The sequence below is a fragment of the Paenibacillus sp. L3-i20 genome, from assembly GCF_022180385.2.
Taxonomy (GTDB): Bacteria; Bacillota; Bacilli; order Paenibacillales; family Paenibacillaceae; genus Pristimantibacillus.
In genome coordinates, this window is the sequence record NZ_BQME02000001.1 from 439,336 (window position 1) to 461,599 (window position 22,264).

16 protein-coding genes are annotated in these 22,264 nt (G+C 39.6%); 4 read left to right on the plus strand and 12 right to left on the minus strand.

Annotated elements, in window-relative coordinates:
• The first annotated feature begins 62 nt into the window (after nucleotides 1-62).
• The 3 genes from MFF31_RS02110 to MFF31_RS02120 all read left to right on the plus strand — a co-directional run bounded on the left by MFF31_RS02110 (nucleotide 63) and on the right by MFF31_RS02120 (nucleotide 3,532).
• Nucleotides 63-1,478 (plus strand): alpha/beta hydrolase family protein, encoded by a 1,416-nt coding sequence (locus MFF31_RS02110; RefSeq protein WP_238186515.1) that lies wholly within the window; start codon nucleotides 63-65, stop codon nucleotides 1,476-1,478.
• Nucleotides 1,479-1,569: 91 nt separating this feature from the next.
• Nucleotides 1,570-2,244: a response regulator transcription factor gene (locus MFF31_RS02115; RefSeq protein WP_238186516.1), complete on the plus strand. Its 675-nt coding sequence runs from the start codon at nucleotides 1,570-1,572 to the stop codon at nucleotides 2,242-2,244.
• A complete protein-coding gene (locus tag MFF31_RS02120; protein WP_238186517.1) occupies nucleotides 2,237-3,532 on the plus strand; it encodes a sensor histidine kinase in 1,296 nt (431 codons plus the stop codon). Before MFF31_RS02115 ends, MFF31_RS02120 begins: the two co-directional genes overlap by 8 nt.
• Before the next feature lie 225 nt (nucleotides 3,533-3,757).
• Here MFF31_RS02120 and MFF31_RS02125 read toward each other — a convergent pair whose 3' ends face one another.
• The 4 genes from MFF31_RS02125 to dhaS are packed head-to-tail and all read right to left on the minus strand — an operon-like array spanning nucleotide 3,758 to nucleotide 9,215.
• Nucleotides 3,758-4,162 carry a hypothetical protein gene (locus MFF31_RS02125; RefSeq protein WP_238186518.1) on the minus strand — a complete coding sequence of 135 codons (405 nt, stop codon included), beginning with the start codon at nucleotides 4,160-4,162 and terminating at the stop codon, nucleotides 3,758-3,760.
• Nucleotides 4,163-4,205: 43 nt separating this feature from the next.
• A complete protein-coding gene (locus MFF31_RS02130; protein WP_238186519.1) occupies nucleotides 4,206-7,568 on the minus strand; it encodes a HEAT repeat domain-containing protein in 3,363 nt (1,120 codons plus the stop codon).
• A gap of 58 nt (nucleotides 7,569-7,626) precedes the next feature.
• Nucleotides 7,627-8,625 carry a DhaKLM operon coactivator DhaQ gene (dhaQ, locus tag MFF31_RS02135; RefSeq protein WP_238188453.1) on the minus strand — a complete coding sequence of 333 codons (999 nt, stop codon included), beginning with the start codon at nucleotides 8,623-8,625 and terminating at the stop codon, nucleotides 7,627-7,629.
• A gap of 5 nt (nucleotides 8,626-8,630) precedes the next feature.
• Nucleotides 8,631-9,215 (minus strand): dihydroxyacetone kinase transcriptional activator DhaS, encoded by a 585-nt coding sequence (gene dhaS / locus MFF31_RS02140; protein ID WP_238186520.1) that lies wholly within the window; start codon nucleotides 9,213-9,215, stop codon nucleotides 8,631-8,633.
• Nucleotides 9,216-9,398: 183 nt separating this feature from the next.
• Between dhaS and dhaK the strand changes: the two genes are divergently transcribed.
• Complete coding sequence (gene dhaK, locus MFF31_RS02145; protein ID WP_238186521.1) at nucleotides 9,399-11,156, plus strand: dihydroxyacetone kinase subunit DhaK; 1,758 nt, start codon at nucleotides 9,399-9,401, stop codon at nucleotides 11,154-11,156.
• A gap of 151 nt (nucleotides 11,157-11,307) precedes the next feature.
• Here dhaK and MFF31_RS02150 read toward each other — a convergent pair whose 3' ends face one another.
• From MFF31_RS02150 to MFF31_RS02185, 8 genes are all read right to left on the minus strand, one after another.
• Nucleotides 11,308-11,814 carry a VOC family protein gene (locus MFF31_RS02150; RefSeq protein WP_238186522.1) on the minus strand — a complete coding sequence of 169 codons (507 nt, stop codon included), beginning with the start codon at nucleotides 11,812-11,814 and terminating at the stop codon, nucleotides 11,308-11,310.
• The gene (locus MFF31_RS02155; protein ID WP_238186523.1) at nucleotides 11,811-12,437 is read right to left on the minus strand and encodes a type 1 glutamine amidotransferase family protein; all 627 of its coding nucleotides are present in this window, start codon (nucleotides 12,435-12,437) and stop codon (nucleotides 11,811-11,813) included. The genes MFF31_RS02150 and MFF31_RS02155 overlap by 4 nt, the downstream gene beginning before the upstream one ends.
• 109 nt (nucleotides 12,438-12,546) lie before the next feature.
• Nucleotides 12,547-13,509 carry a helix-turn-helix transcriptional regulator gene (locus MFF31_RS02160; RefSeq protein ID WP_238188454.1) on the minus strand — a complete coding sequence of 321 codons (963 nt, stop codon included), beginning with the start codon at nucleotides 13,507-13,509 and terminating at the stop codon, nucleotides 12,547-12,549.
• 125 nt (nucleotides 13,510-13,634) lie between these two features.
• Nucleotides 13,635-14,204, minus strand: a complete 570-nt coding sequence (locus MFF31_RS02165; RefSeq protein ID WP_238186524.1) for an SF0329 family protein — start codon at nucleotides 14,202-14,204, stop codon at nucleotides 13,635-13,637.
• Nucleotides 14,205-14,317: 113 nt separating this feature from the next.
• Entirely contained in the window at nucleotides 14,318-14,629 is a 312-nt protein-coding gene (locus MFF31_RS02170) for a type II toxin-antitoxin system RelE/ParE family toxin (RefSeq protein WP_238186525.1), read from the minus strand.
• Nucleotides 14,630-14,642: 13 nt separating this feature from the next.
• Nucleotides 14,643-16,508, minus strand: a complete 1,866-nt coding sequence (locus tag MFF31_RS02175; RefSeq protein ID WP_238186526.1) for an N-6 DNA methylase — start codon at nucleotides 16,506-16,508, stop codon at nucleotides 14,643-14,645.
• 119 nt (nucleotides 16,509-16,627) lie between these two features.
• On the minus strand, nucleotides 16,628-16,906 hold the full coding sequence (locus MFF31_RS02180; RefSeq protein WP_238186527.1) for a type II toxin-antitoxin system Phd/YefM family antitoxin: 279 nt from the start codon (nucleotides 16,904-16,906) through the stop codon (nucleotides 16,628-16,630).
• Between the two features lie 383 nt (nucleotides 16,907-17,289).
• A complete protein-coding gene (locus MFF31_RS02185) occupies nucleotides 17,290-22,254 on the minus strand; it encodes a DUF4132 domain-containing protein (protein ID WP_238186528.1) in 4,965 nt (1,654 codons plus the stop codon).
• Nucleotides 22,255-22,264: the final 10 nt, after the last annotated feature.

A 22,264-nucleotide genomic window follows, 5' to 3' on the forward strand; every position in this document is an offset into this window, starting at 1 on the left:
ATTCATCATTTGTTCATATTCAATTGGTACGCTTAATGAGGATAAAGAGAGGAGCATACAAAATGAAACTATTGGAGATTGGATTGGTTATCGTTATAGTCGCTTTTATAGTAGGGTATGTTACGAATTTTTTCAACAAAGATAAGAGAGCTGATATTCTACAATCTATTGGCGCCGCCTTGCTTAGTTTGCACATCATATTCGAAGGCTACAGAGAAGCAATACTTTTGATTTACGGCATTTATGTCATTTGTATACTCCTATACATTATAAATCTTGTTCGACGAGGAAAGTCCTTTGAACGAGTGAGACCTAAGCTCTGGAAACGAATTGTTGTAAGTTGTCTAGGGCTGATTTTCATTCCACTGGCGCTTTCAGTGCCGCTTTATTTCCTCCCTCAAGTAAAAATCCCGCTTCCAACGGGACCTCATGCTATCGGAACGGCTAATTACCACTTTGTTGACACTTCTCGTGAAGAACTTTTTACTGCTGATCCATCCGATCATAGGGAATTGATAGCAAAAGTTTGGTATCCTGCTGAAATCGGAGAGGATTCCAAGCTAGCACCTTATGCTTATACTGCCGAGGAGAGCAAATTGGTCAAAAAGAACCAGCCGCTTTTTAAGAAAGCACTTGTTAGCTCGATTGCGGATGTGAAGTCCCATTCTTATTGGAAGGCTCCTGTATCATCACAATCAGAAAACTATCCAGTCCTTCTTTTCTCCCCTGGTTACGGGGCATCAAATTACATGTATGCGTCTATTTCAGAAAATTTGGCGAGTCACGGGTATATTGTTATTTCGATGCAGCACCCCCACTATTCGATCATTCCAACGTTGTTCCCTGACAAACGAGTAGCAAAGGGACAGATTGAGATGTCGGATTCACTTGAGTGGGAGAGTTCCGATAAAGAGATGGAAGTATGGGTCAAGGATGCTAGATTTCTATTGCATGAGTTAGAGCAATGGAATAAGGCAGAGACCGGGGACCTCTTAAGCGGCAAAATGGACCTATCCAGAATTGGGATGTTTGGTCACTCCTTCGGCGGTGCAGCATCTGCACAAGTGATGACGATTGAGCCTAAAGTTTTGGCTGGCGTGAACATGGACGGCTCTTTATTTGGTAAACGTATTGAAAATGGGCTTGCCCATCCATTTCTTTATATCCAAGCTTCAGATTCAGTCGCATTTTCCAGCAAAGTTTTAACGGAAAAGGAGTGGAAAAATTCACCGCATAGTAGTGCTATCTCCTATGACATTTATAAACCTTTCATAACAGAATCGATCATTCGGACAAAAGGGCTTCTTAGTAATGGGGGGACTGAGCTCGTCCTAGATGATGCCTCTCATGAAAGCTTCTCTGACGGCATACAGCTCTCACCAATCCTAGGTAAATATGTACCTTCGGTCATGACTAAACTTAATAAAATTTTGTTGCAATACTTTAACAAAAACGTTAAATCCGCCGGAGTAAATTAAGATTGCCAACTGATTATAGATTGATATAACATTTATAGGGATTGATGTACGATTTTAACTATTCACCTAAGTTTGTTAGGAGGCTGCAACTTTGATCAAAGTGTTAATCGCTGATGACGATCCACATATCCGTGAGCTTATAAAGCTTGCATTACGTTCCGATGGTTATGAATTTCTTGAAGTTGAAGATGGTAATACAGCGATTGATGCGATGTATCGAAGCAATCCGCAGTTTGCCATTGCTGATATTATGATGCCGGGCAAAGATGGTCTAACTGTCTGTCAGGAAATTAAGCGGTACAGCGATATACCTGTATTAATGTTGACGGCAAAAGGGACAAATACGGATAAAGTAAAAGGATTTCAAGCAGGGGCTGACGACTATGTCGTTAAGCCCTTTGATCCCGGCGAACTCAAGTATCGGGTTAAGGCACTTCTGAGACGATACCGTATGGAGCAAGGTTTTTCGGTACGGGTAGGATCACTTTATATGAATTCCGAAGGGCAATTATTAATTGGAGAAAAAACCATGTCATTGCCGCCCAAGGAATATGAGTTGTTATTTAAACTAGCTGCTCACCCAAACCGTACGTTAACTCGTGAACAGTTAATCGAATACGTATGGGGGCTTGAATATGCAGGTGATGAAAGAACAGTCGATGTGCATGTGAAGCGGCTACGAGAAAGATTCAGCAGTCTAACTGATAGCTTTGAGATCGTAACCGTTCGCGGATTTGGTTACCGATTAGAGGTTAAGCATGTTTAAATCACTTTATACCCGGGTATTCGTCATTTTTATGTCTGCGGTACTATTTAGTCTTCTCGTTGGTTTTGTAACAGCAGTATTGCTGCTTCAAAAATCAAATTATGAAAGTTTATTAAAAATGATAGAAGATAGAGCAAACATTATTATTGAACATTATGATCAATACAACCCTTCTGACCTCTCTCTTTATTTAAGCATTGCTGCGAAATCAGCAGAAGTAGGACTAAAACTAACTTCAACGGATATGAAAACACCACAATATTTTAATGCAACTGAAAATGAATTTTCCTGTAATTGCGAAGAGGCTATTACAGTACCTTGGATTATAGACGGCAAAACGTATGGTTTAGAAGTACTCTTAAAGGAAACAAGTGCATCCGGGATAAAAGAAATACTCATCGTCTTGGCTGTCGTTTTATTGGTCGGTGGACTAATTATGCTGCTCTCAGTGCGATATTTAATAAAACCAGTTAAAGCGGTTACATCAGCAGCGAAGCAAATTGCAAAAGGAGATTTCGATGTACGGTTGTCCCAGCACCGAAAAGACGAGCTAGGTGCATTATCATCTGCTATTAATGAAATGGCAATAGAACTCGGACAGCTTGATCGTGAAAGGCAAGACTTTGTCGCTAATGTATCCCATGAGTTCCAGTCGCCGCTAACGTTGATCAAAGGCTACTCCTCGATGATATTGGAAGGGGAGCTGAATGAAGCTGAGCAAAAGCAGGCGCTAAATACGATGATCAATGAGACTGATCGATTATCGAAATTAAGTGATAACTTGCTTCGATTAGCCTATTTGGAATCTGAGCGATATGCCCCCTCCTTGTCGAGCTTCAATCTAGCCGAGCAAATTCGCCATACTGTATTGGCCTTTGAGCCTATGTGGTCGAGCAAAGGGATTGAAGTATCGATGGATGCCAAGCGGACGATCATTCAAGCAGATCAAGAGCTGCTAGATCAGGTGTGGGTTAATTTAATGTCCAATGCGATTAAGTTCACACCTATTGGAGGCAAGGTTCATATCGAATTGAAGGCAGTAATCGGTCATGCCGAAGATGTGAGCGTAGCTTTTTGGGATAACGGTGCTCCTATTCCACCAGAAGATATCGAAAGAATCTTTCAACGTTTTCAGAAAGGTGATCGATCTCGTGACCGTAAAGTAGGCGGGAATGGACTCGGTCTATTCCTCGCAAAAACGATTATGGATATTCATGGCGGGGATATTAGCGTTGTTCATGATGGGGATGGGAAGGCTTTTGTTGTACGGTTGCCGAGTAATACATAGTGCAGGTGGGATAGTTTGATAGAGGCGCTCTTTCAAAGGTAGATTACTCTACTTAATGGAGAGCGCTTCTTCTTTCGTTAAAGATAAGTTCGTAGCTGATTGTTATTTTTAATTTGCCCGTATAAAACAATATTTTTGCCATACTCAACAAGTGTTGAGTTCACAGGGAGTTTGAGTAAAGGAACTTCACGTATTCAGGTTAAAGTTAAGCTGTGTTATTATTTCTTACTGACTTGGTTTAGGCTGGCTAATTGCGTCTCGGATAAAGGCTTTCATTTCTTCTGGAACTTTAACAATACTTTGTATTAGCACCTCTCCTTTTTCATTTGGTACTGGCGTCAAGTGAATAATTACCATTTCTCCATTATCAAACGAAAGAGTAGTAAAGTTATCTATACCTGCATTGGGAGTTGCGATACCCTTAATTTGACTAAACGATTCTTCAGTACTTGCTGTATCAGTACCATTCATATATAAGGCATTAAATTCTTCATAGTTATCTTGTAGTGCATACATGTTCAGCAATGAAGTAGTATTTAGAGGGCTAATAGGTTTCCAAGCTTTTTCATTATCTCCACATGCAACAAGCGCTATTGATGCAAATAATACCAGGCCTATTTTTTTAATCAATTATTTCTCCTCCTATTTCAATGTCTTATTAGACAATAGATTATTACTCTATTGCTGTCCAAATATCCAAAGCACATGAACGAATCTCAATGTTTGTGTGATTTCTATATAATCTTAATAGGTGAACACATTCCGGGCTCCACAATAAATCACTTCCTGCAACTTCAAGCAAAGAAAGTGCAATAAACTGAGTTTCGTTGCTACCTTCAGACCATATTACATCTACAATTTCTAATACTGTTTCTGGGGTCCAATACCCTTTGCTATCTTTTAAGTCCTGCGCAACCAGCTTGTATGCAACTCCTAAAAGATGTGGCTGATCAGATACGGAATTTGTAATACTATTTAGAAATGCAACGGATTCCGGGGCATTATTCCAATCAATTAATGCTATATACAATTTCATTACAACTTGCTTTAATGTTTCATTAGAATCCAGGCAATCAATAATACCCTTAAATAAAGGTATGAGATTTAAGCGTGTATGCTTCGGCAAATCTATCAGTCTCTCTGTAAATCTCAAGAGCCGCTGTCGATGTGGCAAATCTCTCTTTGCATTTGCATTCCAATCATCACTTATTTGGGTACTAGCGAGCTGTTTAAACACAAGAATTACAGATTCATTAACCTCACCATCACGACACGTTTCTATTAACGTATTCATTGCATCATTCCATCTAGAGGCATCATCTAAATCCAAAATAGCCTTAGCAGTAGCATTCGCAATGGTTAATTCGTTTCCATTTGTCCATCGTCTCATACATTTGAAAGCATATCTTCTAACATTCGTATCTGTACTTGCAATGGTAATCATGATTTCTAAATAGCGAGATCTAAGGTTGACAGGAAGTTCATTAGGATGTTGAGATAATAAACTTATTGCAATATCATCTTGTGAAGAAAGAGCCATTTCATTTACTATTTTCCAACTACGTTCATCGTCTAACAATTGCCTCGCTGCATGCCCTATTGCAATGATTACATCCTTATGAACATTTGTTTTCTCGAATTCATTTATTAATAACGGAATGCTGTCACTGCTTCTATAAGCACCTAGTAATCTGATGGCTTCTTTTCTAACCGTAATTTTGAGTTTTTCCCGATTTAAAAGTTGTTTAACCATTGTAGTCAATAAATTCGGATTAACTCTACGCATGCATCTAGGTATCGCATACATCGCTACACGAGCTCTATCTCCATCCAAGTTGTCTAATAGAATGGGAAGTGCTTTATCTGGTTGTTCAACCAGTGAAAGTCCATAAAGTGCAGCCTCTACTACAGATACTTCCTTATCCTTCAGAAGGTCTAGTATTTTATCAGGGAAAAAGTCCGGCATTTTAGCCATCGTTTTTATAACTTGTGAACGCTCAAAAAGACTACGTTTTGCATCGAATGCAATTCTTTCTAATAAGGAACTAAAAGATTTTTGCTGACGAGGCAACCACTTATTAAACCCATCCGTAGCTGGCACAATATAAATCGTTTTTCCCGTCAAAAACTTGCCGTTAATAACAGCACCCGAAATAAATGGATCTAACCATTCTTGACGCTTTTGATGCAAATGCAGGAACACTTCATTTATTGCAATAAACGATTGATCCGAAGTTAATAATTGTTTAACTCTTTCATCACGTGTTTTAGTTGGTGCAAGCCAATGTCTCGTTGCTTGTGCAGCTGTAGACTCATTGTTCGCATTCGTCGCTTCCTTTAATAAATGTTGAAGTTTTAATAGGCTATAGCCTCTTTTTCCGAAAGAGTTCGCCATACTAATGACAAAACTGTATTTTTCTATTTTATTTGCATTCATAGCTAGTGGATAAATCTCGTTAAATATAACCTCTACAACTTCTTGAGAAAAATTTTCCTGTATTGATGGTAGTTCTAATTGTCCGCTCTGTTTAGTTAGTTTAATAATCGTGTTTAAAGAGAACTTAAACAGCTCGCTTTGCGGATTTGAGGAGTTGTGCCGCATAATACGAATAGCTAATTTTTGAGTTGCATTCCGTGTAGCATATGAAGTATCTCTAGCTTCAATTACGCTATCAACAAGTAACGTAAGTTCTTTTATATGGTCATCCGTAAAGATAGAAGTCGGACTAACTGAAAGCTCTGTTAATACTGCACACCGTACAGGGTCCTGATCATTTTTGATACGACCTAAATACACCAAAGTCTCAGTAACACCTTGCTTCGATAGGGCAGTACTTTTTATTAGCTGCGCAAGTGCTCTAGCACGTTCATCTGCGCTAGATACAAGTGTTGCTTTTTCAAGCATCTCTCTTGAATGTTGAATAGAACGAAAAGCTGTAAACCTAATCATTAATTCCGAATCATCATAGATTTCACGAAGCCCAAGCATTCGGGCTGCTTCTTTGTCACGTAAGGAGTGCGGTAACTGATGCAGTAACACCTCTGAAAAAATACGCTCTTTGCGCTTATCTTCTTCATATACTGACTCGAAAATTAGTTTACGATTTGAAGGAGCTATACAATGAAGTAGTTTCGCTAAACGGTCGGGACTATTTGCAAGTATTTTCGCTATTTCAATCCATTGATCTATCGATAAGTACTTTCTTCTTTTTAAAATCCCCTCAGGTACACCATGAGTAATCAGGTCGCTTCGCAACTCATTTCGTGTTAACAGCTTATAAACTGCATCAGCATTTATGCGAACTAAAGTACCAAGTTGTTTTCTTAACGCAGGATGTATTTTACCCATTGGACCATGATTCATGGCACATTCTAAAACCAAATCCGCCTTTAAATTGCATAATGTTTCGATAGCTGATGAAAGCTCCCACCAAACATTTCCCTTTTCTCTAACTGGTGTTCGTTCTAAAGTTGTTTTAAAATAGTCCGCAACCACGTCAACATGTCGGCTAGCTAATTTATGCCAATTTTTTATGACATGTCCAATTTCTAAAATCCATTTACTCACCGTGTCTTTATAACATACTGGTAGTAATATAGCGGCCTCATGCGCTCCCCACCCAGCATACACAACAGGCAATAAACGTTCCGCCAATGGTTGACGATTAATAAATACAATAGTCCGTAGCAATTTGCGACGGCAATCATGTGATAAATGTTCTATTTCACGTTCAATATCACTATCTGAGGCTACTTTGACCAAAAGTCCTACTGCATGATTTCTAACAGAAGCCATCGGATGCTTTAATGCTTGTATAACAATAGTTGCATTTTGTGTTACACCAGCACCAGTTAATGCAAGATGTGCCTCATAGGCACTTCCCTCTAGCAATGATAAAAGCAATTTTGAATACTGGGCTGACCCGCTGTTATCCCGACCTAATATGGCTATTTTTTTCATTCTGTCAGAATATCCTAGAGCATCTAATTCTTTAAGTAAAATATTTTTATCCATTAGGTCTTTTTTGAAAATCATAATTGCACCTCTTCCACCTTCTGATAATATCCAAATTTATTGTATATATTTATTGTGACTACCAGTCTGATACGCGCACATCCGCCTTCAACCATTTCTCCCAGTTGGGATCTTCAAGCTTAAGCAGGCTCAAGGAAATCCCCTTCATATCCAAGGATGTCAGGTGCGAACCTACTTTAAAGAAACAGACATCGATGCCTTCCAATTGTGTCAAACGTCTGATGTCATTGGCGAAAATATACTGTTCCATTAAGGGTGTTGAGCCTAATCCATTGATTAAGATGGCAAACTTGTCCCCTTTTTTCCAACGGTAAATGCTTTTCAGCTTATTCATCAATTCAATCGCCAGCTTCTCGGATGAATCAAACGTCTCTTTGCGGTATCCTTCTTCACCATGAATTCCGACGCCATAATAAACTTCGTGCTCCTCCAGAGTAAACGAATGCTCCCTTTGAATCGGGTTGTGGGCAGGGGACAGCGCAACACCCAACGTATGTAGATGGCTAACGACAGTAGTACCAATCTCCTTCAGCTCTTGCAAAGAATATCCTTCCGTTGCTGCCGCACCGACAATTTTATGTACAAAAACAGTACCGGCTACCCCTCTTTTTCTTTTGTTAAATGTTGCATCGTTTTCAATGGAAACATCATCGTTCACAAGAATATGATCGACAGATCTGCCTTCTTTTGCCGCGATGGTTTGGGCAGTTAAAAAGTTGTTTACATCCGCTTTAAAATTTTTCACAATCATCAGTACGCTTTGATTTTTGTCCACCTTACGAATCGCAGCCAATATTTGTTCCGGAGTAGGAGGAACAAATATGGTTCCGCTAACCGATATGGAGAGCATTCCGTCCCCAACGTAACCGAAATGCGCAGGTTCATGGCCGCTCCCCCCGCCACTTAAAAGAACGACGTTTTGTCCAATTTCCCCCAGATCTTTCCGATATATGATGTGATGTTTCGAGTCATAATAAACTCTGTCTTTATATTCAAAATAAAAACCCTGCAACATATCTTCAACTATATTTTGAACATCGTTTTTAATCGTTTTTATATTATTCATCGTTTCTCCACCTTATGGTTTGCGGATTGCCGCAGCGATAATAATAGTTGATCCTGAATGATCATTTTCATCAAAGAGGACATGACTGACGGATCGACCACGCAATCATTATGTATCCAATCCCTGATTGTGCCCCCAAACCCGTGACTATAAAAAGAGGCCAACAAACTTTTTTTCTCCTCGGAAACACTTACTCCAGCACCAACCGATAGTTCATCGATAATTTTAATGTATAAGTTTTTTGTATGCTCAAATAAATATTCGTTAAACGAATTTTGCTCGACAACCTTAAACGCATTTCGATAAAACTGCTGATTTTCATAAAAATAGCCGAATAACTGATTAAAAATATTTTCCCACTTCTCATATTCAATAAAATCGGTGATGTTCTCCTTCGTTTCTTCTTTATAGATCCAACCCAGCAATTCAAATTTATCTACAAAATGATAATAAAACGTTTGCCTCCGCATCTGACAGTTTGACATGATGTCGCTCACCGAGACTCTATGGAACGATTCCGTCTCCATTAGTTCTTTTAATGATTTTGCAATCATTTTTTTTGTAATGATCGATGAAGTCATTCCAACCATCCTTTCATTCCTTTCTTAATAGTAACAAAAATTTGTTCGCAAAGATAAACAAGCTTATTTTTGACAGATGCGTTTATTTGTCCGTTTACCATGAAGCGCTTACACTTTAATATAGACATTAACACTAGCAATTCATTCGGACTTCGTCCAAGTTCAACTGAGGAGGCAACTCAAGTGAAAAAAATAATGAATAAACCGGAAAATCTCGTAGTGGAAATGTGTAACGGAATGGTGCTCGCGCATCCGGAACTGGAGTTTCTGAAAAAATATAAAATCATCAAGAAAAAAACGATCAATGAAAATAAAGTAAGTCTGATCAGCGGTGGCGGCAGCGGACATGAACCAGCTCATGCGGGATTGGTGGGTAAAGGCATGTTGGATGCTGCTGTATGCGGCGACGTATTTGCTTCTCCATCGCAAATTCAAGTATATCAAGCCATAAAGGCAACTGCTGGACGCAAAGGCGCTCTGATGATTATTAAAAATTACAGCGGCGATATGATGAATTTTAAAAATGGTGCTGCATTGGCAAAAGAAGAAGGCATCCAGGTAGAATACGTTCGAGTGGATGACGATATCGCGGTCGAAGACAGCTTGTACACTGTAGGACGTCGCGGTGTTGCAGGAACTGTGCTGGTTCATAAAATCGCTGGGGCTGCAGCGGAAGAAGGCAGAGATCTCGAGCAAGTTAAGGAAGTGGCAGAAAAAGCGGCCGCAAACGTACGAAGCATTGGCGTTGCCCTTACTTCATGTACTGTTCCCGCTAAAGGTTCACCTACTTTCACATTGGGTACAGACGAAATCGAATATGGGGTCGGCATTCATGGCGAACCAGGAATTCGAAGAGAAAAAATGATTTCCGCCGACGAATTGGCAGAACGAATGACGAACGACCTTCTGAAAGATTTAGGAATAGATAGCGAAGATCAAACGGAAGCGGTTATCTTGGTCAATGGCTTCGGTGCAACTCCGCTACAAGAGCTCTATCTGTTTCACAATTCGGTTATGCGGGAAATGGATCGAAGAAAGATCCAAGTTCATCGCTCCTTTGTCGGCAATTATATGACGAGTATTGATATGGCAGGTGTTTCGTTAACTGTAATGAAGTTAGACGAAGAATTGAAAACATTGATATCCCGAGAATGTATAACGCCTGCTTTTAGAGTGGACGGGCCGGTAGAGAGTGTTTCGTACGTCGAACATGTAGATCAGGATGAAGCAATTCCTGTTTCCTTTGAGACAGAGACTTCAGAAACACACGCGATCATTAAAGACGATGTGCTTACGCTAGAAAATATGATTTATCTAGTTGATAAAATGAGTGAAGTCATTATCAAAAATGAAATCCCATTCTGTGAACTGGATTCGCATGCGGGCGATGGAGACTTCGGCATGAGTGTTGCCAAAGGATTCAAGCAATTAAAACGCGAGTGGAGCGAAATTTTGAGCCAACCTCAATTAACCATCGGAACGTTCCTTCAATCATGCTCGATTGTTATTATGGAATATTGCGGCGGCGCATCTGGTCCAATCTGGGGTTCAGCTTTCCGCTACGCAGGTAAAGCTGTCGACGGAAAACTTGAATTGTCCCTCGGTGAGTTTGCGGACATGTTACAGGCTGCTGTCCATGGAATTCAGGCTACTGGTGAACGCTCTTTCGGAAGGGGAGCAGTGGTTGGAGATAAAACGCTCGTGGATGCGCTAGTGCCTTGTGTTCATTCGTGGTTGGAAAGCAACACAGCGGGAGATACGTTCAAGACTGCCTTTGAAAAAGGCGCAGCGGCGGCTGTCGAAGGTGCGGAAAAAACAAAGGAAATCGTGGCTCGAATGGGGCGTGCAGGCACTGTAGGGGAAAGAAGTCTCGGTTATCCTGACGCAGGAGCCCACGGTCTAGGAGTTATTTTCACCGAACTCTCACGTTCTCTAAAATAAGTTAGACAAGGAATCATCGACATTAAGTAAATAGAAAAAACACGCCCCACTTGGCGTTTCAGCCTGTTGAGAGACTCTCAACAGGCTTTCTTCTATTCTCATAATTAATCGTATGGTTGCGTAAATGCAAATAAACAGTATGCTTCATCATTTATTCTCCACTAAAGCTTTTGGCCCATTCAGCAACCCTTCGACTACTTTCCTCTTCTGACAAATCCTCAATCCTAGTCATAATAGACCATCTTACTCCAAAAGGATCCAATATACTTCCGAATCGATCACCTGAAACAAAGCTTGCAACTGGTTCCCTTACTTTTGCTCCTCTTGCTACCGCATTTTCAAATACCTGATCAACATTAATTACGTAAATTCCTAAAGAATAACACGCATTGTCTTCATCTGGCGGCAAGACCAATTTATATGCCGGATTCGCTGCTCCCAGCTGCAAAAAACCATTTCCAAAATCTAATTCAGCATGAACAATTCTTTTATTGCCTTTTCCATTAGGAGATTCAGTAATATCCTTAACCCTTGCATTGAAAACAGTTTTATAGAACTCTATTGCTTCTGAAGGATTCTTCACTGTTATAAATGGGGTAATAGATGTAAAGCCGTTGGGTGTTCCATTCTTTGTATACTTACCTGACACTCCCTTCATTGAATTGACTCCATCAACTCATAGAAATAGTTAGATTCATGAGTCTTATATAGACTATACCAGGCATCTAATGTTTGTGAAGAAAACACATCCAGAGCTTTTAAGACGTGTACAGAAAATTCCAATGGAGCTATGCCAGATGCAGTGATCAAATTCCCGTCCGTTACAACAGACTCCATTTTGTAATACTCTTCGCCCGTGTAAGTGGGACAGGTCATTTTTAGGTATCCCAGATCATTGCTTGTATGTTGACGTGAATTCAGCAATCCTGTCTGGGCAAGCGCCATTGTAGCGCCACAAATCGCTGCAACCAATGTACCTTCCTTTAAGCACTTTTGAGCGATCTTTAAGATGGGTTGGTGAATGACTTCTGACCATGTATCTCCACCGGGTAAAATCAATGTATCTGTGCTTTCAATGCTGCATTCATCCAGTTGGATGTCAGGCAGTATTTTCAATCCACCCATTGTCGTTACAGGAGTTTTTTCAATTCCCACGGTAACTATTTTTGATGGGGAAAGCCCTTTTTTATAATATCTTCCCGAGTTCAGTTCGGCAGTTAAGTAACCGATTTCCCAGTCTGCCATTGTGTCAAACACATAAAGATATACCGTATTATTCATTTGTGAATTCTCCTTATTTTACAATTCATCAGGTTTTACCAACCATCGGTAATCAATGACTACCATCATTATAAAATAGCTTCACTGACATCTGCTGTCAGTGAAGCTATTAGCGTTGATAATATTCTATTAACTCCGACGCAACAACAACAAGTTTTTCCTTCAAACTCTGTGGTTCGATTACTTGAATGGATTTCCCGTAGGATAGGAGAAAATAAGGGACATACTTATGAATCGATTGTTCATCTAGTAAAAAGATTGCTTGATTGGATGTCCGCTCCTTCAGATGATGCCCCAAAAACCAATGCAGGCATAAATCATCCAATGCCCCTGACCTGCCTCCGATAATTAATGAAACTAACCCGTCCTTGCCCACTAAATCAGGTAACTGATTTTGTATAAAAAATTCACGAGCCGAAAAAACTTCAGAACGGATAAATATTCTTTCAGTACTCTGGATTTCTAGAATTCGATCCACTCGAAAGCTACGGACTTCATTCCTGAGATGACAATATGCAACGGTATACCATTTGTTGTTCCAGTAAACCACTCCATAGGGGTCTATCACCCTATTCTTATGATGTTCTTCACGGCTTGTGCGATAATCAATTTCTACAGAAAGAAGGCTTGCTACAGCTTGCTCCAATTCAGCCAATACTGGCTGAATTGAAGGGTCTCCCTTACGGTTAATCACTTCAAATCCGGCTAAATGACGACTAAGTATACCTTCCTGTTCCTGATTCGAATACATTTTCAACTTTGATGTCGCATTGTCTAATGCCTCATTCAAAGGGTATCCCGCTTCTTTTGCAAAAACAGCAGCCTGAAGAAGTGCCTTTTTCTCTTCAATATCAAATAACAAAGGTGCTCTGATAAAATTATTCAGCAAGCTATACCCGCCATTATGACCTGCGTCGGATATGATGGGTACTCCACTGGCACATAATGCATCAATATACCGATAAACTGTCCTTATATTTATTTCCAACTTTTCGGATAATTGTTGTGCAGTCATTTTTACGCCCGAATTCAGCATCCATAGAATTGCTAGCATATTATCGTTTTTTGGCAATTTTATAGTCACGACCTTCAAATAGAGTCCTGTATATTTCCACCAATACAAACTATTCCTAACTGACAGAAAACCTCTCATTCTATGAAAAAAACTCCCGCTTGGAGGTTAATGACCTTTCATTTTCATACTTTACTAAGCCGAAGTTCATAAAAATATTGCACAACTGGATGCTTTAACTTTATCTTTTCACTCATGTTTAAGATTCTCTTCTTCCCAACTCGTCTGTCCACCAAAGCTAGAATATTTAATAAGATATCGTTACTCTCTAAGCTTTCATCTATAGAAGTGGATAAAAACTTATTAGCTACAATAACAAAATTTGATTTACTTAATGATAACTGTGCTGATAAAAGCTCCTTAGCAAGTTCTGATGTTTTTCTGCTTCTTACAATTACTTTTAAACGATCCTCCGGTACTTTTCCTTCGGTATCTTTTCTGATCGCTTCAATTTCTTCATTGCTAATGGGAATTTGGATATGTGGATCATTCTTAATTTCAAGCTCCGTTATATACCATTTAATTAAGGTTGTTTTATCACTCATATTAAATACTTTCTTTTTATCTACAGCGATATAACAAAGTCCTGCTTTATCAGGTGAATAACGATAGCTGCTTGAAAGGTATTCAACCCTCCCATGTAACGCAGGACAAAGAAAACTTTCCAGTTGTTGCTTCATTTTGCTCCAGGACATGTAGTCCTCCTATGTTCTATAATATAATTACCTATTAAAGCAGTCGTTCTATTATCCATAAAAAATGGTTAAATCATTACGACAAGCTTCCATAAAATCTTCACTATAAACCTCTAAAGCAATTTTTCATAATCGCGTTTACTATAAATAATGCGTCGAATTTCTACAATATTGTCCAAGACAACATAGAAGATAAGGTAACTCTCAACGAGAAGAATTCGATACTCGTCCTTAAGCTTACCCGTACTTCTATAAAGACGTCCTGAGTAAGGGAAACTTTCTAGTCTAGATATAGTCTCTTCAAATTTTTCTACTAGATGAATTGCGGCTTCTGGTGCGAAAAGTTGTTCGCTAATGTAATTGATAATATTTAATAAGTCCGATTGTGCCAACGCGAGATAGCGTAAAGTATACTTACTTTCCATTAAAGCGACCCCTTTATAGTTTGTTTTTAATCATCATTCTTTCAAGCAATATTCTTTTTTGCATTACATACTTTTCTTCCGTTTCCTTTATTATTTCTTCGTATTCTTGTTTACTCTTCTTTAACTGTTCTCCTACTTCATTCATAAATTCCATCGTAAATAATGGGATTTCAAGTTGCATCAGTTTGGATGGGTTAATTAATTTTATGGTTGTTCCCGTTTGAATACCATCAATCATCCTACGACCCGTATCACTCTGTAAAAATTCATACAGAACATAAGCGTCGTATCGTTTAGGGTTTACTCGAATTATGGATAAGTTGCCACTAATAAACGACTCATTAAATGGTTTTTCAACTATTGCGAACTTGATTACTGAACCTTTGGAAGTGATGAGTATATCCAACGGCTGGATTGCAAACTTCACAAGCCAGTCTTGCTTTTTATAAGTAATTTTCGACTCTTCGTCATAAGAAATTCTCCCACTCTCGATATCCTTAATATTTAGAAAATAATGAGTTGCAGCCTCCTTGAGTTCTTCATATTCTTCTTTCGATAATTGAACACCGCGCCTAATCTCAGCAATTTCGCCAAGCTTAACTGTATGCTGAAATGAATTTTTCAAAATATCAAATTCTAAATATTCTTTTGGATTGAGGCTATAGTTATAGGATTTAATTTTTTCTACATCAATCAGCCTGCAAAATCTTTCCTCTTCATTTCCCTCCCAATAAGATGCAACAATCTTTAAGAGACCCTCTTCAGTAATCGCATGTTGATACCTATTTATTTTGCAAGAATATTTACTGGCATCAATAAACAATATTTTGCCACATCTTTCTCTCGGTTTCCTTTTATTGAAAACGATCAGCTCCGTACTGATATTAGTTTGGGAATAGAGGTTCTCTGGCATGGTGATGATTGCTTCAATTAAATCCTTGTCTATGATTGATTTTCTTATATGAACTTCAGTACTTCTTACCAATGTCCCCTTGGTACCGACTACAATAGCTTTACCGTTTTCATTCAAATGGTATAAAACATTCTGATAAAATGCCCAATCCGCGGACGATTTCGGTGGTATGCCAAACTCGAATCTAGGATCGTTCCATGCATTTTCTTGATTCCAGGTTGCGTTAAAAGGTGCATCCGAAAAAATGAAATCAAAAGTTTGACGCGTGCTCCCACTGCTTACATGATCTAAGACATTCTTATTAACAATATTAAAGTTAGGGATACTTTTTACAAACATTAATAGTTTGGAAATTAAATATGCCGAAACATTCATCTCTTCCCCGTAGTAGTAGGTGAGGTTTTCTTTTCCCGATACATTCAAACGGTGAACCATCTCAAGATAAACACTCGAAATCCCCGAACAGTAATCGGCAATAAACTGAATATGTTCAAGGCGAACTAGATTAAGCGCCAGATTAGTAATCGCTTCCGGAGTTCCGACGTACCCTTTACCACTAACAAACTTGGAGGCCAGTAAGTTAATAAGTTGAACAATTTCATTCAGATTTACAAATTGATAATGGTTCAAGTTCTTAATTAAAATTTCCAATGCTCGATTCGTAGAATCGTTAGAAAAGTGAAGGAATGAATCCACAAGGCCTGTGAAAATACCCTTAAGCTTTTTATCGCTATACTCCAGTTGTTTCATTCTGGCATATAACCATTCTACAATTGGATTATCTTGAAAATCCCGATCCCATTGAACTTTCTTCTCGTTGCTTTGTTCAATTTCATTTAAATAATAGATAGAAGCAATGACTATAAAAATGCGAATAGATTGTTCAGTTGTGTATATTCTCCTTAGCTCATCAAGAGAGTTTCCTATCAATCTATTCAGTTCGGCACTCCTGTCGATATTACTCATCCTGTATCTCCTTTTTAGGTATTAATATACCTATTAAATTCTCTCAAAAAAATATGTATGTCCATACCTAATATATCGTGCGAATAAATAACTGTCAAGAAAAGCAAAAAAACCGGAGGTTACCCCCGGTCACCATTACGAATGTTCTGTTTTATTTTATCAAACACTTCGGAGTGAGTATAACGGACATCTGAGTTATTAGCTTCGAGTTCAGCTTCTTTCAGTTTTGCAAAAATCTCATTGTCGTACTGCATATTCTCATACTGCTCGATGCTCATGACCACCATATCGCCATGTCCATTTTTTGTAAGAAATACCGGTTCTCGACTTTCGTGAACAATCTTTGATATTTCCGAAAAATTATTCCGCAGATCGGATACAGGTCTAATTTGAGGCAAAGCGTCCCTCTCCTTTCTACATTATTTTATCATGATTATGATAACCAATCAATTTAATCTTAATACAAAAATAGCCGTTTTTTCGGAGGTCAAGAATTATGTAGAATTCATTCAAGCAAAAAGCATTGAGCAAAATATAATAACAATCCTCAATTCAGTATCTAATCTTCCAAGCACAAATACATATTCGTTAGATTTTTTTGAAAATGTTATTGATTGGATGCGTAAAAACCGACCATAATTGAATTATTTTTAACTACACTCGAGTAAGAGGGAGCGGCTGGTCACACCTAAAAAAGGGATAACCCGTACACACGGATTATCCCTTTTTATAGCCCCCAAAAATGCCCTAGAACACGTGGTTTGAGAGCTAGTGTCCTCTATTATGATTGCAACTGCATTAAAATCTGTGGATCTTTAATTTTCTTATCCTCAGCCAACATTACGATCTTCGACAAAATTTCTGCTGTCTTTGGATCTTCATCAATAAAGGGCAAGAATATGCGGCCTCTATGCTGTGAATGTACAGGAATGATATACATAGCGCCTGTAGCCTGCTTGTAAACCATACCGCTGCCCAAATGTACGCCATATTCACCAAGAGAGCCTTCAATTCGAGCATAATTACCATCTAAACGAACATTATTAATCTTCATTAGTCGAAGCGACTCTTGAACAATTACTCTACGCATCTCAATCGTTGTTAAGCTAGCTTCTGGATCGACGCCGCCAATATGAGCGATACTTACGACTAGATCGATATCCCGCATTACTTCTGAGAATAAAATAGGAGGAACTTTATCCAAGGTGACACTCTTATACGTATTCCGATCTAAGAACTGGACGGTTTCCAGTGTAGGGGCTTCAACCTCCGAAGGTGAAAACCAATCCGCCATTGCATAAAGATTCGCTATCAAATTTTCAGCATAATATACCTTCTGCAATCCCTCTTCGTAACTAACTGTCCACTGCCTGCCTTTAAGCAAGGAGACCGTTTTTCTTGGCTGTACTTGGTGCCCGGCATATCTGCGAGAAACTGTACCTTGAGCCTGTTCATCTGCATTTGGAACATACAACTCACGGAACACTTGCTTAAATGGTTGACGAAGCTCGCGATCAAACAAGTCCTTCTGATACTGACTCCATTGCCCGCTCTCGTACAAATGAAGAGGGTGAGCAATATAGAGTACATCTGATTCCCCAACAAGCATCAACTTACCGGCTGGATCGACAAGCCCTCCTGCAATTGCATCGAAGTATCCCAAACTCTCTCCAGACTTAAACACTAACGTCCGTAATAGAGGAGTGATTACTGGATTACCTGATAACCCCTTCAACTCCTGGAAAGTGAATGTATTAACTGATTCCATTGAGCGTTCTAGCTCTTTGCGGGCTCTCCGATACTGATCGGTCAGTTCCGACTTCATTTCTTTCAATGTAGCAATATACTCATCTTTTTTATACTTAGCCGGGATGGCTTTCAGCTCTTTCCCTTTTCGGGTGATGCCAATCTCAGATTGTCCCTCTTCATCAATAAGGAGTTGGACTGTCGTCTCTTCATCTAGGTTATAAGGCTGGAAATAAGATTGCATATCGTCCAGCTTTCGTGCTTCCATATCCCACATCAACCGAATGACATCTCCGTACCCAGCATTTCTCGCTAGGTTGCCAAGTGCAATTTGCGAAGTCAAGCTTTCACTTGCCCGACGCTGAGCGCCAAACTTTTTGCTTTGCGCCAAGAAGCGCTGAATAAATTCATAACGTTCTCGAATATCTTGCTCTCGATTGTCAGCCAGCGGAATAAGGCTATAGCCCAGCAAGTGGTCCTTATTCCGTTTCTCTTCTACTGACTTCTGCATATCTATGATCTCTAACTTACCCAATGTCGCATCTGCAAAAAGTTGTGATCTTCGGTGATTAGCTCCAGCCGAAATATACTTAGCACAATCGTACAATAAATCGAATCGCTTCTCTCCGAGTGTATCGTATGCCTCTTTAAACCACCTTATATCAAAGGCGCCGTCATTAAACTCTTGTGCTGAAATTGGTGAATAATGCGCCACAATCGTTTCTTTCTCGGCAGAGAAGCTTTCATTAATATGCGCATGGAAGTACCAAGCGCTACTACGCAGCCCATCCCAATTCAAATAATTGGCTACAATATCCAACCATTGAGGAGCATACATGGCTGCTTCTAGCAATCTTTTTTCTGTAATATCAAGACCTTCTAACATTTGTTTCAATAAAGTATCATCTTCACCTTTACGCGGGTAACTGGCCTTAAGCAGATGACAAAGGGATTCTTTCTTCGTAATGCTATCCCCGTATCCATAGATATAGCCGCGAATGAAGGTTTCCTGCTGCAACCCGGATAAGATATGAATGAAATGCTCCATGCCCTCGATCCGCTCCAGCCCCATGGCGAGAGGTGTTACTTCAGTAGCTAGATCACCACGACCAAGCTCCACCTCCAAAATCCGTTCTACGGCTGTCTGGCGAATCGTAAGCAACATCGGCTTATCGTCTATCCAATCATATTGTTTAGATGTTATATTGCGTATATGATTGCGACCGTTTTGACTGCCGACTATTTCCCGATATACTTCCCCTGCACCGATCATTCCCGCTTCGACAGCACGTAAATAATCGTTAAGGTTAAGATTCGAATCACCTTTCTTATTCGGGTTCATGCGATTAAAAGTATAAAAAGTATGGAACATTCGTTTAAAGCTGTTGTCATCATATATTCGACTACGGGCCATTGAAATCCATGGTTCCGCTAAGAGTTTCAATATTCCCCACTCTTTGGCTACTTTCTCTATTGGCATAGCTTGGATGACTGCATTCAAGGCATTTATCGTTAAATCAAAAGTTTCGCTCTTGTCACTATCTATGAAGTAAGCATAAAGCAGATTAGTGATTTGCCTATTATACTTAAATCCAGTGAGCGCATCTTTAATCTCTTGAATTTGGGCAACAGGATATACCTGCTCCGCAAATTCCTTACGTGAACCTTCTAGCAGCGCATGCTTCTCAAGCTCAGCGTAGTCCAACTCATCAATGAAATACCGATAATAGCGTTGCAACGTCTGGTCAAGCGGCTCTATTTTCGAATAAAAATAGATCTGTAGTAACTGGGATGCTCCCAAATCACTGCGCTCTAAATAATCTTTCCAAACGTCGTGCAGCGGATATTTCGGAAGCACAGCAGCATCTTCCTCGTCCTCATGTAATGGGCGAAGCTGTCTTAATTCTGTACCTAGCAGCAGCGTTTCCTTGTAACCGGAATAATACTCTACCTCATACTCATAATCACGATGTTTATGAATTTCTTGCTCCAGCCCAGAGAGAAAACGAATCACATCTTCCGTTGACAACTGGAAAACATTGTTCCACTCGAACTCCCTTATTACCGGAGTTTCTGTAAGCCAAGGCTCGATAGCATTGGGATCGAATAGACCAAAGCCATTCGCTGCTGTATATTCACTTTTTTTATTGAGCCTGCCTATCAACTGCTGCTCCTTAAGTGTGGGACTATCAATTAATTTAGGTAGCGAGCTCACTGCTTCGTATTGCTCCGCACGTTCATTATCCTCAAAAATCTCAACAATCGTCTCCAATGCCGCCAATCTCTGCAATTCACTTTTTCCTTGCAATAACCTAGTCAACGAGACTTTCATGTTATCCTTTGGTTGTTTCAACAGCAGTTCTATAGCACTTTGGCGTAAGGAACCTGTCTTTAGCTTCAATAAACCTTCCACCAGCATCAACTCTTCGTCCGATAACGTCAGTTTTTTCGCCTTATTGATTGCATGATCACGGTTAGTCATACTCTTATCTGATAGAGAAGCAAATATGAATTCACGCTGAATGGAATTATCCATATCCTTCATGAAATAAGAAAGCAACTCTCCACGCGTATCCGCACTTAATCGATCCTTCAGAGCAATAATTTCGGCGATCCACTCACTATCCATGTCATAGGCGATAAGGTATAACATTTTGCGAATAGGGAGGTCTGGCGTGTAATGAATATGTGCAAAATCCAACACTTTGGAAGTGGAAGCTATCTCTTTTTGAGTTCCACCAAGGAACATCGCCTTAAGCTGTTCAAACTCACATCGACGTTCTTCCTTATTTTCTAGAAGAGGGATACGTTCAAATGTAATACTTGGCTCGTCGTCATCTTCTCTTTTCCATACACGGCTGTAATCATAACAATAGTTGGACAAGATCCAATATTGTAATTCTGAGTCCGCAGTATCTAAGTATTGTCGTGCAATGCTATACCGAACATCGTCATTTTTACTATTAACGAGTACATACTGCGCAATGATCTTTTGGTATAGCTCTCCGTGCTCCATCAAATACTGGATTTTACTAATTAAGTTACGTTCTTCGAAAACTGCTGTAGCCCATAAGCTTAAATAGACATGATTTGCATTTTTGCTAGACAACCAAGACTCACGAACGGATTCATCATTCAGAGATTGATAGGCTCCTTCGATAAGTTGCCCGACTACGCGCTGATTTGTTGCTTCCAGTCCCATACCTGTCCATACGCCAAGCGCTCTCACGACAGAACTATAGCGAATAAATCCGTTATCAACGATAACCTTCAGCATGTACAGGTTCGCTTTCAACGTCCCCTCGTCCATTCGTTCCACAATGGATTGTCGAAGTCCTTCTTGTAATCGTGATGCAGTCAATAGCTCGCCCATCATAACGTACAATTCCTCATTATGACTCATAAATATCCCTTTGATCATTTCATGAGTAAGCAATGCCGTTTGGTTGTCTCCATATACAATTTCCTTAAGTGCTGCAAGTACTTCTGTATGGTTACGATCTATCTCATAAGCAATAACATCACTGATCGAATGTGCCAATTCATAATCCTGTCTCAACGGATAATTGGGTAACGTCAAATAATCGATAATATTAAATTCATAACAATCCATAGTGATGAGCGAACTCATCTTGTTAACCACTTGACCAACATGGGCACTCTTTTCCGTTGTACGGAATGGTCTGCGTGCATAGCCCGTATTATAGGGGTATTCAGTTGCATGAGCAGCAATATACGCCAACACTTCTCCCGTGTGCTCATTCGTAAGCTGCTTCACAACTTTCACCAGCGGCTCGAATAATTGATCGTTATTGCCCGCGGCAAGTGAATGTAATATCTCTTCACATTTCAAAAAAGTAGAATTCCCCTCATTCACACGTACCATTCGACCTAACTCTACTACTAATTTCGCTAATGAAGAAAGATGAGGGTCTACCCTCTCAGCTCGCTCTTGTAGTGATGCAAAATAACGCTTCTGTTGTCCCTGCTTTTCCATCATTTATTCTCTC

Excerpts from the sequence above, each read along its gene's own strand:
- MFF31_RS02165 (WP_238186524.1), bottom strand. The coding sequence starts at position 14,204 with ATGTCCTGGAGCAAAATGAAGCAACAACTGGAAAGTTTTCTTTGTCCT.
- MFF31_RS02150 (WP_238186522.1), bottom strand. The coding sequence starts at position 11,814 with ATGAAGGGAGTGTCAGGTAAGTATACAAAGAATGGAACACCCAACGGC.
- dhaS (WP_238186520.1), bottom strand. The coding sequence starts at position 9,215 with ATGACTTCATCGATCATTACAAAAAAAATGATTGCAAAATCATTAAAA.
- MFF31_RS02185 (WP_238186528.1), bottom strand. The coding sequence starts at position 22,254 with ATGATGGAAAAGCAGGGACAACAGAAGCGTTATTTTGCATCACTACAA.
- MFF31_RS02120 (WP_238186517.1), top strand. The coding sequence starts at position 2,237 with ATGTTTAAATCACTTTATACCCGGGTATTCGTCATTTTTATGTCTGCG.
- MFF31_RS02110 (WP_238186515.1), top strand. The coding sequence starts at position 63 with ATGAAACTATTGGAGATTGGATTGGTTATCGTTATAGTCGCTTTTATA.
- MFF31_RS02130 (WP_238186519.1), bottom strand. The coding sequence starts at position 7,568 with ATGATTTTCAAAAAAGACCTAATGGATAAAAATATTTTACTTAAAGAA.
- MFF31_RS02155 (WP_238186523.1), bottom strand. The coding sequence starts at position 12,437 with ATGAATAATACGGTATATCTTTATGTGTTTGACACAATGGCAGACTGG.
- MFF31_RS02170 (WP_238186525.1), bottom strand. The coding sequence starts at position 14,629 with ATGGAAAGTAAGTATACTTTACGCTATCTCGCGTTGGCACAATCGGAC.
- MFF31_RS02175 (WP_238186526.1), bottom strand. The coding sequence starts at position 16,508 with ATGAGTAATATCGACAGGAGTGCCGAACTGAATAGATTGATAGGAAAC.